This window comes from Actinacidiphila rubida (assembly GCF_900110255.1).
GTDB classification, from domain to species: Bacteria; Actinomycetota; Actinomycetes; order Streptomycetales; family Streptomycetaceae; genus Actinacidiphila; species Actinacidiphila rubida.
Window position 1 is genome coordinate 22643 of the sequence record NZ_FODD01000042.1, and the last position, 14535, is coordinate 37177.

Genomic DNA, 14535 nt, shown 5'->3' on the forward strand with positions numbered 1-14535 from the left:
CGTCACCGAGCGCCACCCCGGAAACCGCCTAAGCGCCGTCCACCTGGCTTTATGTCCTCTTTATGGACCCCTCACGCCGGGGATACGACCGCCAATACGACGGTTGTCCCCATTCGCCCCACACCCGTTACACAACCGATGGGTTGCTGTGCGTCCGCTGTGCGCTCGTGGTGGCGAAAGCCCAACATCCGCTCCGTAGCTTCAGTTGCGGCCGGTGGGAGACCTTCCCCGGCACGGCATGAGGCACACGGGGCGGAGGCACCAATGACGGCGAACGGCGCGGTACTGGAGTTCGAGGAGTACGTCCGGACCCGGCAGGACGCCCTGCTGCGCAGCGCCCGCAGGCTGGTCCCGGATCCCATCGACGCCCAGGACCTCGTCCAGACCGCCCTCGTGCGCACCTACCCGCGCTGGGACGGCATCGCCGACAAGGCACTCGCTGACGCGTACATGCGGCGTGTGATGATCAACACCCGCACGGAGTGGTGGCGCAACCGCAAACTGGAGGAAGTGCCCTCCGCCGAGCTGCCGGAAGCCACCGTCGACGACGGCGCGGAGCAGCGCGCCGACCGCGAGATGCTGCGGGACGCGATGCGGGTACTGGCGCCCAAGCAGCGCCAGGTCGTGATCATGCGCCATTACGGGCAGCTCACGACCGAGGAGACGGCCCGTGCGCTGGGCATGTCCACCGGTACGGTGAAGAGCACCCTGCACCGGGCACTGGCCCGGCTGCGGTACGAACTGGAGCACGGCACCTATGGCTACTCACGAAGGGAGAGCGTGTGCGCCGCATAGCCTCCCTCACCGCGGCGAGCGCGCTGACCTGCGCGTGCGTCGTGGTTGCCGGCTGCGGTTCGTCCGTCACCGGTGCTCGCAGGGAGGGCCCGGCGCCCACCGAGACGGTCAAGCCGCGTTCGACGACGGCGCCCGCCATCGCCGCCAATCCGGCGGCCCTGGCGACCATGATCCGCAAGGACTCCAGCGTCAGCGCCGACGTGCGCGAGGACCTGACCCCCTGTGACGACGACGACTACCCGATGGACACCGACGCCGGCGACCTCACCGCCGGTGACGGCCCCGATCTGGTGGTCAACGTCATGACCTGCGGCGACGGGCTGGGCGTCGCGTCGTACGTGTACCGGATGGTCGACGGCAAGTACCAGAACGTGTTCGCCGACGAGCACACCGGTGTGTACGGCACGGTCGACAGCGGCAAGCTCCAGGTGATCCACGAGGTCTACCGCTCCGACGACCCGGTCGCGTACCCCACGGGCGAGGAGTCGGCCACGTACGTGTGGCGCGGCAACCAGTTCGTGCAGGTCGCCCGCACCTACCAGGACTACGGCGCGAAGACGCCGACGGCCTCTCCCGAACCGCTGGCCACCGACCCGGTGCCGGTGCCCGACGCGACGCCGGTCGACCCCGACCTGCCGTCGGCGACGGGCACGGGCGGTACGGCGGCTGCGCCGTCTGGGGGACGATAGGCGCATGGCGGCCATTCATGTTCTGTTCGTCGAGGACGACGACGTCATCCGCGAGGCGACGACTCTCGCGCTGGAGCGCGACGGCTTCCAGGTCACCGCGGCCCCCGACGGGCTGACCGGCCTGGACGCCTTCCGCACCGACCAGCCCGACCTGGCACTGCTCGACGTGATGCTGCCGGGTCTGGACGGCGTGAGCCTGTGCCGCAGGATCCGCGACGAGTCCACCGTCCCGGTGATCATGGTGTCGGCGCGCGCCGACGCCATCGACATCGTGCTCGGCCTGGAGGCCGGCGCCGACGACTACGTCACCAAACCGTTCGACGGCGCGGTGCTGGTGGCCCGCATCCGCGCGGTGCTGCGCCGTTTCCGGGCCGCGTCCGCCGGCGAGCCCGCCGACGACGGGGCGCTGCTGGCGTTCGGCGACATCGCGATCGACCCGGAGGGCCTGGAGGTCACCCGGGACGGCGCCCGCCTGGCCCTCACCCCCACCGAGATGCGGCTGCTGCTCGAGTTCGCGGAGGCCCCCGGCACCGTGCTGTCCCGGGACCGGCTGCTGGAGCGGGTGTGGGACTACGAGTGGGGCGGCGACACCCGCGTCGTCGACGTCCACGTGCAGCGGCTGCGCGCCAAGATCGGCCAGGACCGGATCGAGACGGTACGCGGCTTCGGCTACAAGCTGCGGGCCTGACCATGCGCACGTTCTTCCGTGGCGGACTCCAGTGGAAACTCAGCGCGGCCATCGCGGTGGTCTCCGCGCTGGTGGCCGTCGCGCTGAGCCTGGTCGTGCACAACGCCGCCCGGGTCAGCATGATCAACAGCACCCGGGACGTGCAGGACGAGAAGGTCCAGTCGGCGCTGCGCATCTACGAGCTCACCGGCCGCCCCGCCTTCTTCGCCAAGGTCGACGACCCGGCGCTGCCCGATCCGCTGCGGGACTACGCGGCCAAGGGCCAGCGCGCCACGTTCGTGCAGGAGAACAGGCACGGCGCCCCGACGGTGTGGGCCGAGACGCCCCTGAGCGACGGCCGGGTGCTGTCGCTGAAGGGCGCGTTCACCGACCGCTACTCCGTGCTGGTCGACCTGGACCAGGCGCTGGTGGTGGGCTCGATCGCGGTGGTCGGCGTCGGCACGGCGGTCGGCGTGCTGATCGGCGGCCGGATGTCACGCCGGCTGCACAAGGCGGCGACCGCCGCCCGCAGGGTCGCCGACGGCGACACCCAGGTGCGGGTGCGCGAGGCCATCGGCGGCCGCCGGGTGCGGGACGAGACGGACGAGCTGGCCCGGGCCGTGGACGCCATGGCCGACGCCCTGCAGCTGCGGCTGGAGGCCGAGCGGCGGGTGACCGCGGACATCGCGCACGAGCTGCGCACCCCGGTCACCGGCCTGGTCACCGCGGCCGAGCTGCTGCCGCCGGGCCGCCCGTCGGAGCTGGTCAGGGACCGGGTGCACGCGCTGCGCACGCTCGTCGAGGACGTCCTGGAGGTGGCCCGGCTGGACGGCGCCGCCGAGCAGGCGGACCTGGCGGAGGTGGCGCTCGGCGAGTTCGTGCGGCGCCGGGTGCCGGCGCTGGCGCCGGACGCGAAGGTGACGGTCGAGGAGGAGGCGGTCGTGCAGACGGATCCGCGCCGCCTGGAGCGGATCCTCGGCAACCTGCTGGCGAACGCGGCCCGGCACGGCCGCCCGCTCATCGAGGTGGTGGTCGACGGCCCGTTCCTGCGGGTGCGCGACCACGGCCCCGGCTTCCCCGCCGATCTGCTGCGCGAAGGCCCGAGCCGGTTCCGCACCGGCAGCAGCGACCGGGCCGGCAGCGGGCACGGCCTGGGCCTGACCATCGCGACCGGCCAGGCCCGCGTCCTCGGCGCCCGCCTGACCTTCCGCAACGCCCCCGCGGAGGACGGCGGCGGGGCCGTCGCCCAGCTGCTGCTGCCGCGCTGAGCGCGGCAGCTTCCCTTCCGGGTCTCTCCCGGGTCTCTTCCCGGCCGTTCCGCGATACCGGAGTTCCTGAGCTCCGGAGGGCCGGAATTCCGCGCCGCCGGAGTGCCGCGACGCCGACGCCCTGTGACATCGCGTCGCCGCGCACCCCGCGGTCCCGGCCCGGCCCCCGGCACACCTTCCGCCCCGGCCCCCGCTCTCCCCCCGTGGCCACACCGGCCCCCCGCCGGCTGGGCTCCCCCGCCGGTGGCCGGGACGACTGTGCGGTCGGGCCGGGCCCGACGCGGCCAAGCTTGCCAACGGCGCCCGCACCGGGACCATGGGGAGAACTGCGTAGCCGGGCGGCCGCCGGGCACGCGACAAACAGTGGGAAAGGCCCTGCCGGGGCCGGGACCACCAGGACGCGAGGGAGCTCCGTGACGCACGCGGGCCACGACCGGATCGCCGACCTGGCGATCGCGGCCCTGCACGAGCCGGACCCCGACGCGTTGTGGCGGTCGATCGCCGAGGAGGTCCTCGGCACGCTCGGCGCCGACCTGCTGGTCCACAAGGAGGACGACTGGACCCCGGAGCGGGGCGCGGTCCGCCTGTGGGAGCCGACGGAGAGCCTCGGGGCCGACGCGGTCAGCGGGCCGCTGCGTGCCGCGATACGCCGCTGCTACCCGGTCGTCGACCACTACCTGGTGTCGGGCGACCCCGCACCGGTGAGCGCGGGCGGGATCATCGGCGACGCCCGCTGGCGCGGCACGGCCTTCGCCACGATCGCCCGCGAGGAACTGGGCGCCCGGGACGTCCTGACGATCCCGTTCCCCGACACGGAGGAGCCGCTGCGCGGCTGGCTGCTGCTGCGCACGGGGTCGCCGTTCACCCCGGCCGAGGTGGACGGCGCGCACCGCCTCCAGCCGCTGCTGTGCGGGGTGGAGCGGCAGTGCCGCACGCTGCGCCGTCTGCGCACGCCCCCGCCGCAGGCCGTGCCGCCCGCGCCGGGTCCGGCCGCGGGCCAGGCCGCGGGTCCGATCGCGGATCCGGCCGCGGCTCGCGCTGTGGGTCCGGCCGTGGGTCCGGCCGTGGCAGCCGCCGACCCGGTCCGCCTCGCCGCCGAGCACGGCCTGACCCCGCGGGAGACGGCCGTCCTCACCCTCCTCGCGGGGTCCCTCACCGCCGAGGCCATCGGGCGCCGCCTCGGCATATCCGTGCGCACCGCGCACAAGCACATCCAGCACACCTACCGGAAGCTCGGCACCGCCGACCGGCTGTCCACCGTCCTGCGCGCCCAGTCCCTCGGCCTCCTCCCCCTCCCGCGTCCCGGCCACCGCGACGGGCGCTGAACGCCGACGGGAAGGGCGGGACCCGGCAGGACGGGCCGGGGACGCGGCGCGCCGGAACGGCCCGGCGCGTCGGGCAGGGGCGGGCGAGTCGCCGGGAACGGCGACGGCCGGGCCCCCGGGGGAAGGGCCCGGCCGTCGATGCGGTCGGAGGACGCGGCGCCGTGCGCGTCAGCGGTCGCCGGTCAGTGCGCGTCGGCCAGGACCGGCGTGTCCTCGGCCGCCGGGGCGGCCTTGGCGGCGTGGCCGCGCAGCGGGGTCTCGACCAGGAACCAGGCGGCGATGAAGCCGACGATGCTGATGACCGCGCCCCACAGGAAGACCACGTGGGTGCCGGACGCCACCGCGTGGAAGTAGGCGTCCTTCATCGCGGGCGGGAACTTGGCGACCGTCGCCGGGTCGAGCTGCGCACCGCCCTTGGTGGCCTCGGAACCCTGGCCGCCCGCGACGCTCGACATGCCGTGCTGCACCTTGTGGGTGAACAGCGCGCCGAACAGGGAGACGCCGAAGGAGCCGCCGATCGTCCGGAACAGGGTCGCCGACGACGAGCCGACGCCGATGTCCTTCATCTCCACGCTGTTCTGCGCGATCAGCATGGTGATCTGCATGATGCAGCCCATGCCGAGGCCGAGCACCGCCATGAACACGCCGGACATCAGCCGGGTCGTGTGCACGTCCATGGTGGACAGCAGGAAGAGGCCGGCGATGATCAGCGCGCCGCCGACGATCGGGAAGATCTTGTACTTGCCGGTGGAGGTGGTGACCCGGCCGGCGACCATCGACACCGCCATCATCGACAGCAGCATCGGCAGCAGCAGGAGGCCGGAGTTCGTCGCCGAGGCGCCCTGCACGGTCTGCTGGAACAGCGGCAGGAACGTCATCGAGCCGAACATGGTGAAGCCGACCAGGAAGCCGATCAGGGAGATCAGCGTGAAGTTCCCGCTGCGGAAGATGCGCAGCGGCAGGATCGGCTCGGCGGCACGGGTCTCGGCGAACACGAAGCCGGCCAGGGCGGCGAGGCCCAGCACCAGCAGGCCGATGATCTGGCCGGAGCCCCACGCGTACTGCGTGCCGCCCCAGGTGGTGAGCAGCACCAGCGAGGTGATGGCCACGGTCAGCAGGGCGGCGCCGAAGTAGTCGATGCGGGCCTTGGTCCGCTTCTTGGGCAGGTGCAGCACGATGGTGATCATCGCGAGCGCGACGACGCCGATCGGCAGGTTGATGTAGAAGCTCCAGCGCCATCCCCAGTTGTCGGTGATGGAGCCGCCGACCAGCGGGCCGCCGATCATGGCGATGGCCATGACGCCGGCGGTGAGGCCCTGGTACTTGCCGCGCTCGCGCGGCGGGATCAGCTCGCCGATGATCGCCATCACGCCGACGATCAGACCGCCGGCGCCCAGGCCCTGCACGGCGCGGAAGGTGATCAGCTGGTCCATCGTCTGCGCCATGCCGGACAGCGCGGAACCCGCCAGGAACAGCACGATCGACATCAGGAAGATGTTCTTGCGGCCGAACATGTCGCCGAGCTTGCCCCAGATGGGGGTCGACGTGGCGGTGGCCAGTGTGTAGGCGGTGACCACCCATGACAGGTGGTTGAGGCCGCCGAGCTCGCCGACGATCGTCGGCATCGCGGTGCCGATGATCATGTTGTCGAGCATCGCGAGCAGCATCGCGACCATGAGGCCGACCATCACGACGCGCACGCTGCGCTGGCGCGGCTCGTTGGCGGCGGCGGGCGTTGCGGTCTGGGACATGACCGTTGCTTCTCCCCCGTGCGAGGGCGGTGGTTCAGGGTGCTTACTTGCCGCCCGGCTAGTTCTGTAGACAGCAGCAAGGTACGGTGCGTACTAGCCGGGCGTCAAGTAAGTGCGTAGCCTCACCCTAAGGCCCTACCGTTGGGGGGCAACCGGGCCCGTCACGCACACCCCAGCCCCGCGTGACGCGTAGTGCAGCAGGAGAGCGACGAACCGATGGCCACACCGCACCATCCGCGCCGGGGCGACACGCGCCGCCGGATCCAGGAAGTCGCTCTGGCACTGTTCGCCGAGCAGGGGTACGAGAAGACGTCGCTCCGCGAGATCGCCGAGCGGCTCGACGTCACCAAGGCCGCGCTGTACTACCACTTCAAGACCAAGGAAGACATCCTCAGCAGTATCGCCGAGGACCTCGCCCAGCCGATCAGGGACCTGCTCGCCTGGGCCGAGGGGCAGCCGCGGACGCTGGCCACCAAGCAGGAGGTCCTGCGCCGCTACAGCGACATCCTGTGGCACTCCGCGGACCTGTTCCGCTTCATCCAGGAGAACCAGGCGTCGGTCCGCGAGCTGACCATCGGCGAGACCTTCAAGACCTCCACGGCCGCCCTCGGCGACCTGATGAAGGACCCCGGGGCGCCGCTGGCCGCGCAGGTGCGCAGCGTCACCGCGCTGTTCTCGATGCACGCCGGGATGTTCGTGATGCGCAACGTCGAGGGCGACCCCGAGGAGAAGCGCGCGGCCATCCTCGAGGTCGCCCTCGATCTGGTCGCCCAGGCGGAGACGAACCTCTCGGTGAACTGATCGCCCCCGGCCGCTGGGCCGACACGGCGAGGCGGCCGGCTCCGAGCGTTCTGCTCGGAGCCGGCCGCCGGGTTCTGTCGGGTCACCGTGACCCGGTCACTCCTGCGAGTCGATCAGTCCGCTCACGGGTTGACGCCGTGGGCGCGCAGGAAGTGCAGCGGCTCGACGGAGGAGCCGTAGTACGGCGTGGTCCGGACCTCGAAGTGCAGGTGCGGGCCGGTCGAGTTGCCGGTGGAGCCGGACTTGCCGATCTCCTCACCGGTGGTGACCGGCTCGCCCACGTGGACCTCGATCTTGGACAGGTGGCCGTACTGGGTGTACAGCTGCGAGCCGTGCTTGATCACGATGTTGTTGCCGTAGGCGCCGCCCCAGCCGGCGGTGACGACGGTACCGGTGTGCGCGGCGCGCACGGTGGTGCCGGACGGCACGACGAAGTCCTGGCCGGAGTGCTTGTGTATCCAGTGCGGGCCGGCCTGGGCGTAGCCCGCGCCGAGGACGTAGTGCTCGGCCGGGGTGACCCAGCCGTTGACCCGGGCCTTGGCGTCGGCGGCCTTCTTCGCCTCGTTGGCCTTCTTCGCCTCGGCGGCGGCCTTGGCGTCCGCGGCCTTCTTCACGGCTGCGGCCTTCTGGTCCGCGGCCTGCTTCTGCACGGCCTGGGTCACGCTGCTCGCCGACGCGGTGGCGTCGTGCTGCGCGGGGGCAGCAGCCATTGCTGCGGTCGAACCCAGCGCGATCGCCGCGACCAGTCCTCCGGTCACCACGGCGACCCGGCCGCGGGTAACGGACTTCGGGGTGCGGTTCTTCATCGTCGAGATCTTGCGCATGGAGAAATAACCTCACTGAATCGGGAGAGCAGCAGATTCCGTCTGCGGCCCGCTGCCAATCCTTGGTAACCCGGCATTCAGTGCGGTGGCAAGGAGCCCTCTTACTACCCCGGCTCGTAGCGGCCTCCCCCTCCGAACCCCCTCCACACGGGGTTGATACCTCCCGTTACGCCCGTTTTGCCCGCCGCCCCACGGGCTGGCCCTTGGTTTCCCCCGTCCCCACCCTGTGGACGGACCACCGTCCACCGGCTCTCCACTATTTCCCTTAGTAAGTGGCGTGGCTCACGTGCGGCACGTCACCCGCGCGCCCCTTTTCCGATCCATTCACGCACCATCCGGATGTGGCCCGGGCCACATCCGAATCCCCGAATTCCCCCGCATTCGTGCCCGCGGCCACCCCCCGCACGACCTCCCCGCACCCACCCCGAGCCGCCGCACGCACACAAAGGGGCCCGCCCCGGACCAGCGGTGCTGGTCCGGGGCGGGCCCTGGGGTGGCGCTGGGACGCGCCGGAGGCGTCAGGCCTCCTTCACGGGGAAGGTGCCGGTGTCCACGGTGAACGACTCCCCCGTAGCCAGCCGCACCATGAAGGACTCGCCGTACGGCAGCTCGGTCCGCTCGCCGTAGCCCGAACCGTTCGGCTTCTCGAAGAGCGTGCACACGCGGGTGAACGGGTCGGCGATGACGTAGACACCGACGCCGTACCGCCCGTACTTCTCCACCTTGATGACGTAGTCGTTCCGGTCGCCGGGCCTGGACACGACCTCGAAGGCGGCGAGCAGGTCGATGCAGGTGAAGCGGTTCTGGTTGCGGTGCGCATCCTTGTCGAGGACGGAGACGTCCGGGGCCGAGGAGGTCTCGTCGGGGAAGTCGATGGCCACCTTGCTGACGAGGCGGTTGAAGGCGATGCCGGCCTTGCGGACTGCGGACTTGATCTCATCGATCGTCCAGTCCTGCTCGGGGCTCTGTGGCGTCATCACGACCTTCCCGTCGAGAATCTCGATCTTGAAACCCTCGGTCTTCACGGTGGCGTCGATCTCGCGCCACAGTTCGTCGAGAACGGTCATCGGCCGACCCCCTCACAGACTGTGCACAGGCGCTTCCTGTGGTCTCGATCAGCAATATATTGGCCCGCCCCGGACCAGCGGTGCTGGTCCGGGGCGGGCCCTGGGGTGGCGCTGGGACGCGCCGGAGGCGTCAGGCCTCCTTGGAGAGGTTGGGCGGGCCGCTCGCGGTCTCCACGGGCGGGGCGTCGGCCACGGTGACCTTCTCCTCGCCGCGGAAGGTGAACTTCGCGGTCTCACCCTCGCCCTCGACGTCCACGACGACGATGTGGCCGGGGCGCAGCTCGCCGAACAGGATCTTCTCGGACAGCGAGTCCTCGATCTCCCGCTGGATCGTGCGGCGCAGCGGCCGGGCGCCGAGCACCGGGTCGTAGCCCCGCTTGGACAGCAGGACCTTCGCCTCGGTGGACAGCTCGATGCCCATGTCGCGGTCACGCAGCCGCTCGTCCACCCGGTCGATCATCAGGTCGACGATCTGCAGGATGTCGTCCTGGCTGAGCTGCGGGAAGACGATCACGTCGTCCACGCGGTTCAGGAACTCCGGGCGGAAGTGCTGCTTCAGCTCGTCGCTGACCTTGGCCTTCATCCGGTCGTACCCGGACTTCGTGTCGCCCTGGGCGGCGAAGCCCAGGTTGAAGCCCTTGGAGATGTCCCGGGTGCCGAGGTTGGTCGTCATGATGATGACCGTGTTCTTGAAGTCCACGACCCGGCCCTGGGAGTCGGTCAGGCGACCGTCCTCCAGGATCTGCAGCAGGCTGTTGAAGATGTCCGGGTGGGCCTTCTCGACCTCGTCGAAGAGGACGACGGAGAACGGCTTGCGGCGCACCTTCTCGGTGAGCTGGCCGCCCTCCTCGTACCCGACGTAGCCGGGCGGGGAGCCGAACAGCCGCGAGACGGTGTGCTTCTCGCTGAACTCCGACATGTCGAGGGAGATCAGCGCGTCCTCGTCGCCGAACAGGAACTCCGCGAGCGCCTTGGACAGCTCGGTCTTACCCACGCCGGACGGGCCGGCGAAGATGAACGAGCCACCGGGACGCTTCGGGTCCTTCAGGCCGGCGCGGGTACGCCGGATCGCCTTGGACAGCGCCTGGACGGCGTCCTTCTGGCCGATGACGCGCTTGTGGAGCTCGTCCTCCATGCGCAGCAGCCGGGAGGACTCCTCCTCGGTGAGCTTGAAGACCGGGATGCCGGTGGCGGTGGCGAGGACCTCGGCGATCAGCTCGCCGTCGACCTCGGCGACGACGTCCATGTCGCCGGCCTTCCACTCCTTCTCCCGCTTGGCCTTCGCGGCGAGCAGCTGCTTCTCGTTGTCCCGCAGCGACGCGGCCTTCTCGAAGTCCTGCGAGTCGATCGCGGACTCCTTCTCCCGGCGCACCTCGGCGATCTTCTCGTCGAACTCGCGCAGGTCCGGCGGCGCGGTCATCCGGCGGATGCGCATCCGCGAGCCGGCCTCGTCGATCAGGTCGATCGCCTTGTCCGGCAGGAAGCGGTCCGAGATGTAGCGGTCGGCCAGCGTGGCCGCCTGCACCAGGGCCTCGTCCGTGATGGACACCCGGTGGTGCGCCTCGTACCGGTCGCGCAGACCCTTGAGGATCTCGATGGTGTGCGGGAGCGAGGGCTCGGCCACCTGGATGGGCTGGAAGCGGCGCTCGAGGGCCGCGTCCTTCTCCAGGTACTTGCGGTACTCGTCCAGGGTGGTGGCACCGATGGTCTGCAGCTCGCCCCGGGCCAGCATCGGCTTCAGGATCGAGGCCGCGTCGATCGCGCCCTCGGCCGCGCCGGCGCCGACCAGGGTGTGCAGCTCGTCGATGAACAGGATGATGTCGCCGCGCGTGCGGATCTCCTTGAGCACCTTCTTCAGGCGCTCCTCGAAGTCACCGCGGTACCGGGAGCCGGCGACCAGGGCACCCAGGTCCAGCGTGTAGAGCTGCTTGTCCTTCAGCGTCTCGGGAACCTCGCCCTTGACGATCGCCTGGGCCAGGCCCTCGACGACGGCGGTCTTGCCGACGCCCGGCTCGCCGATCAGGACGGGGTTGTTCTTGGTGCGGCGGGACAGCACCTGCATGACCCGCTCGATCTCCTTCTCGCGCCCGATCACCGGGTCGAGCTTGGTCTCACGGGCGGCCTGGGTGAGGTTGCGGCCGAACTGGTCCAGGACGAGCGAGGTCGAGGGGGTGCCCTCGGCCGGCCCGCCGGCCGTCGCCGACTCCTTCCCGCCGGAGTAACCGGACAGCAGCTGGATGACCTGCTGCCGGACCCGGTTCAGATCGGCGCCCAGCTTCACCAGGACCTGGGCGGCGACGCCCTCGCCCTCGCGGATCAGGCCGAGCAGGATGTGCTCGGTGCCGATGTAGTTGTGGCCGAGCTGAAGGGCCTCGCGGAGCGACAGCTCCAGCACCTTCTTGGCTCGGGGCGTGAAGGGGATGTGGCCGGACGGGGCCTGCTGGCCCTGGCCGATGATCTCCTCCACCTGCTGGCGGACCGCCTCGAGCGAAATCCCGAGGCTCTCCAGTGCCTTAGCGGCGACACCCTCACCCTCATGGATCAGGCCCAGGAGGATGTGCTCGGTGCCGATGTAGTTGTGGTTGAGCATCCGGGCTTCTTCCTGAGCCAGGACGACAACCCGCCGCGCGCGGTCGGTGAACCTCTCGAACATCGTTAATCGCTCCTCAGAGCGGTCGGGCAGTGAGGGGTCGGTCCCCTCCCTGTCCTACCGCATGCTAGTCGCGCACAGCGGCGCCGCTCACGTATCGCCCCCGCATCCCGAAGGGAAACAGGTGCGAGCCGCGCTACCGGCTGACGTCACTCCCACAACCTCGATGGTGCGAGACGATGTTCCCGCAGGCCAGGCGAATACCCCGTTCTCGAGTACGCCCGTGGCGAACGCCCGTCCCTCCTGCTCGAACACCAGCCCTTCTCACTAGGTACTTCTTACCCTCAGCCGCCGGTAATCCACACGGCGCCAGCGTTTCGAGTGCGCTACGGGCGAACACGATCCGACACCATGCGAGACGGCACCTCTCACCGGCCGCGAGCACGCGAAGGCGGTGCGTAACCAAGGGCCCGGCGGACAGTTGCTCACGGTATGGGCTGGTACGAGCACGAGCTGGGGTGGCCGGTCGCCGGGTCGCCCCCCGGTCTGGTCACGGGGGCGCGGTTCGACGCGCTGGACGTACCGGCGGAGGCCGGCTTCGCGATGCTCAGCCGCTTCTCACGGCCGGAGCAGCTGGGGCCCGTCGCGCTGGACGGACACCGGATCCGGCTGCTGGTCGCCGCGGGCAGCGCCGAGGAGCTGCCGGGGCTGCTGGAGTGGCTGGAGTGGGGCGGGATCGCCCTGGACCTGGCCGCGCTGGGCTCGGGCAGCCTGATGCGGGCCCCGGCGCATCCCGAATGGGTCCGCCGGGAGGCCGCGTACGACCGGTCGGCACCGGTGTGGCTGCGGCCTCCTCGGCCGGGATTCGACGTGGAATCCGCCGTACCCGCTCTGCGTGTGTCGGATCTCGCCGACGGATCGGGGGTGCCCGTCGGCCTGACGGCACTCGTCGCCGCACTGGCGACGGCGTGCCATCGGATCACGCTGCGGACGCGCGCCCAGGATCAGCCGTGGGCCTTCTCGTACGCCTCGCGGATGGTCGCGGGCACACGGCCGCGATCGTTGACCTCGTAGCCCTTCTCCTTGGCCCACGCGCGGATCTTGGCGGTGTCGGGGCCGGAGGAGCCGCCGCTGCGGACAGCCTTCGTACGCCCACGGCCCGCCCGTCCACCGGTACGCCGGCCACGGTCCGTGTACGGGTTGAGCAGACCCCGCAACTTGTCGGCATTCTCCGTGGTGAGATCGATCTCGTACGTCACACCGTCGAGTGCGAACGTCACGGTCTCGTCCGCCTCGCCACCGTCGAGGTCGTCAACAAGAAGGACCTGAACCTTCTGTGCCACCGGCTTCCCTTTCATCGAAAACGGATTAACGGTAAAAGCAAACCGCCTTTCACCGGAAAACACAAACCCCTTGCGCGAACAGGTTCGCCCGAGGTAGCGCGATCCGGACAAACCGGATCCCCTCAGAGTTGCAGCAGCATGCGACTGTTGCCCAAGGTGTTCGGTTTCACTCGCTCGAGGTCGAGGAACTCGGCGACACCCTCGTCATTGGACCGGAGGAGCTCGCCGAAGACATCGCCGTCCACCGGGGTCTCCCCGATCTGCACGAAGCCGTGCTTGGCGAAGAAGTCCACTTCGAAGGTCAGGCAGAAAATGCGGCGGACTCCCAGCCACCGCGCGGTCTGCAGCAGCTTGGCGAGCAGCTGGTGGCCGACGCCCCTGCCGTGCAGTTCGGAGGCCACGGCCAGCGTCCTGACCTCGGCCAGGTCCTCCCACATCACGTGCAGCGCGCCGCAGGCCACCACCCGGGCGTCCTCGTCCTGTTCGGCCACCCAGAACTCCTGGATGTCCTCATAAAGGGTCACGGTGGCCTTGTCGAGCAGGATGCCCTGACGCACATAGGAGTCCAGCAGGGCCCGCACGGCGGGGACATCGGCGGTACGGGCGCGGCGGATCGTGACGTCATTCGACATGAGGGGCATGAGCGGACGCTATCGCCCTTCGGGTTCACCCGGTCCCGAGGGGTCGCCGGACTCGATGATGCGCATTGCGTCCCGCAACGCCTCGCGCTGTTCCGGGGACATCATGCCGAAGAAGTGGACCAGTGCGGCGGCGGGGTTGTCACTCGCCGCCCACGCCTCGTTCATCAGTGCGGCGGAGTATGCGGCCCTCGTCGATACCGCCTCATAGCGATATGCGCGGCCTTCCTGGGTGCGCCGCACCCACCCCTTCTGGCGCAGGTTGTCCATTACGGTCATCACCGTTGTGTAGGCGATGGCGCGGTCCCGCGTCAGGTCTTCGAGTACCTCACGAACCGTGACCGGGCGGTTCCACTCCCACACCCGTGTCATCACGGCGTCTTCGAGCTCTCCCAGCGGTCGGGGCACACTGGGATCCTACGGGCCTATAAGCGGAAATGCCCGAATTACTACTCCGTGCCACCCTCGGCGGCCCGGCGGGAGGCCTCGGCACGGGCCAGCGCGGCGTCGACCGCGGCGTCCTCCTTGCCCTTGTTGGCGCCACCCTGGTGCTTGATGATCGTCACGACCAGAACGGTGAAGAACACCGCCATCACGAGCGGCGGCACGATCGCGGAAACGTAGTCCATGCCGTCCAGCGTAGCCAGCGCCGGGTCGGCGCCTCCGCCCGCCCTCGGTCTGCGCGCACACCGGGCCCGGCACCGGACGCCCGCCTCAGGCTGACGGCACTCCCCGCGTGGCAGGCTGAAGCCCCAGCATGCCGACACCGCGGGTCCG

Annotated in this window: 15 protein-coding genes; 7 read left to right on the forward strand and 8 right to left on the reverse strand. The window is 70.4% G+C overall.

Annotated features, from left to right (window positions below; translation table 11 throughout):
* Positions 1 to 264 precede the first annotated feature (264 nt).
* The 5 genes from BMW99_RS31720 to BMW99_RS31740 all read left to right on the forward strand — a co-directional run bounded on the left by BMW99_RS31720 (position 265) and on the right by BMW99_RS31740 (position 4744).
* A complete protein-coding gene (locus BMW99_RS31720) occupies positions 265 to 795 on the forward strand; it encodes a SigE family RNA polymerase sigma factor (protein WP_069467655.1) in 531 nt (176 codons plus the stop codon).
* Positions 783 to 1484: a hypothetical protein gene (locus tag BMW99_RS31725; protein ID WP_069467654.1), complete on the forward strand. Its 702-nt coding sequence runs from the start codon at positions 783 to 785 to the stop codon at positions 1482 to 1484. Before BMW99_RS31720 ends, BMW99_RS31725 begins: the two co-directional genes overlap by 13 nt.
* Before the next feature lie 4 nt (positions 1485 to 1488).
* Positions 1489 to 2172: a two-component system response regulator CseB gene (gene cseB / locus BMW99_RS31730; RefSeq protein ID WP_069467653.1), complete on the forward strand. Its 684-nt coding sequence runs from the start codon at positions 1489 to 1491 to the stop codon at positions 2170 to 2172.
* A 2-nt stretch (positions 2173 to 2174) separates the two neighbouring features.
* Positions 2175 to 3419 carry a HAMP domain-containing sensor histidine kinase gene (locus BMW99_RS31735; RefSeq protein ID WP_075018037.1) on the forward strand — a complete coding sequence of 415 codons (1245 nt, stop codon included), beginning with the start codon at positions 2175 to 2177 and terminating at the stop codon, positions 3417 to 3419.
* A 413-nt stretch (positions 3420 to 3832) separates the two neighbouring features.
* A complete protein-coding gene (locus BMW99_RS31740) occupies positions 3833 to 4744 on the forward strand; it encodes a helix-turn-helix domain-containing protein (protein WP_075018038.1) in 912 nt (303 codons plus the stop codon).
* 182 nt (positions 4745 to 4926) lie between these two features.
* Here BMW99_RS31740 and BMW99_RS31745 read toward each other — a convergent pair whose 3' ends face one another.
* Positions 4927 to 6495, reverse strand: coding sequence for an MDR family MFS transporter (locus BMW99_RS31745; RefSeq protein WP_069462189.1), 1569 nt, complete (start codon positions 6493 to 6495; stop codon positions 4927 to 4929).
* 216 nt (positions 6496 to 6711) lie between these two features.
* Here BMW99_RS31745 and BMW99_RS31750 point away from each other — a divergent pair, with 216 nt between their 5' ends.
* A complete protein-coding gene (locus tag BMW99_RS31750; protein ID WP_069462190.1) occupies positions 6712 to 7296 on the forward strand; it encodes a TetR/AcrR family transcriptional regulator in 585 nt (194 codons plus the stop codon).
* A gap of 122 nt (positions 7297 to 7418) precedes the next feature.
* Here the strand turns inward: BMW99_RS31750 and BMW99_RS31755 are convergent, their stop codons facing one another.
* The 3 genes from BMW99_RS31755 to BMW99_RS31765 all read right to left on the reverse strand — a co-directional run bounded on the left by BMW99_RS31755 (position 7419) and on the right by BMW99_RS31765 (position 11840).
* A complete protein-coding gene (locus BMW99_RS31755) occupies positions 7419 to 8120 on the reverse strand; it encodes a M23 family metallopeptidase (RefSeq protein ID WP_069467782.1) in 702 nt (233 codons plus the stop codon).
* Positions 8121 to 8638: 518 nt separating this feature from the next.
* Positions 8639 to 9187, reverse strand: a complete 549-nt coding sequence (locus tag BMW99_RS31760; RefSeq protein ID WP_069465119.1) for a Uma2 family endonuclease — start codon at positions 9185 to 9187, stop codon at positions 8639 to 8641.
* 130 nt (positions 9188 to 9317) lie between these two features.
* Positions 9318 to 11840, reverse strand: coding sequence for an ATP-dependent Clp protease ATP-binding subunit (locus tag BMW99_RS31765; protein ID WP_069465118.1), 2523 nt, complete (start codon positions 11838 to 11840; stop codon positions 9318 to 9320).
* 429 nt (positions 11841 to 12269) lie between these two features.
* Between BMW99_RS31765 and BMW99_RS31775 the strand changes: the two genes are divergently transcribed.
* A complete protein-coding gene (locus BMW99_RS31775; RefSeq protein ID WP_069465117.1) occupies positions 12270 to 12851 on the forward strand; it encodes an SCO3374 family protein in 582 nt (193 codons plus the stop codon).
* Here BMW99_RS31775 and BMW99_RS31780 read toward each other — a convergent pair.
* The 4 genes from BMW99_RS31780 to BMW99_RS31795 form a co-directional block, all read right to left on the reverse strand.
* Positions 12782 to 13120 (reverse strand): histone-like nucleoid-structuring protein Lsr2, encoded by a 339-nt coding sequence (locus BMW99_RS31780; RefSeq protein WP_069465116.1) that lies wholly within the window; start codon positions 13118 to 13120, stop codon positions 12782 to 12784. The two genes, BMW99_RS31775 and BMW99_RS31780, sit on opposite strands and share 70 nt — an antisense overlap.
* Positions 13121 to 13242: 122 nt before the next feature.
* Positions 13243 to 13761, reverse strand: a complete 519-nt coding sequence (locus BMW99_RS31785; protein WP_069465115.1) for an amino-acid N-acetyltransferase — start codon at positions 13759 to 13761, stop codon at positions 13243 to 13245.
* A 9-nt stretch (positions 13762 to 13770) separates the two neighbouring features.
* Positions 13771 to 14166 (reverse strand): BlaI/MecI/CopY family transcriptional regulator, encoded by a 396-nt coding sequence (locus tag BMW99_RS31790; protein WP_075018039.1) that lies wholly within the window; start codon positions 14164 to 14166, stop codon positions 13771 to 13773.
* A gap of 41 nt (positions 14167 to 14207) precedes the next feature.
* Complete coding sequence (locus BMW99_RS31795) at positions 14208 to 14387, reverse strand: hypothetical protein (protein ID WP_069465114.1); 180 nt, start codon at positions 14385 to 14387, stop codon at positions 14208 to 14210.
* Positions 14388 to 14535: the final 148 nt, after the last annotated feature.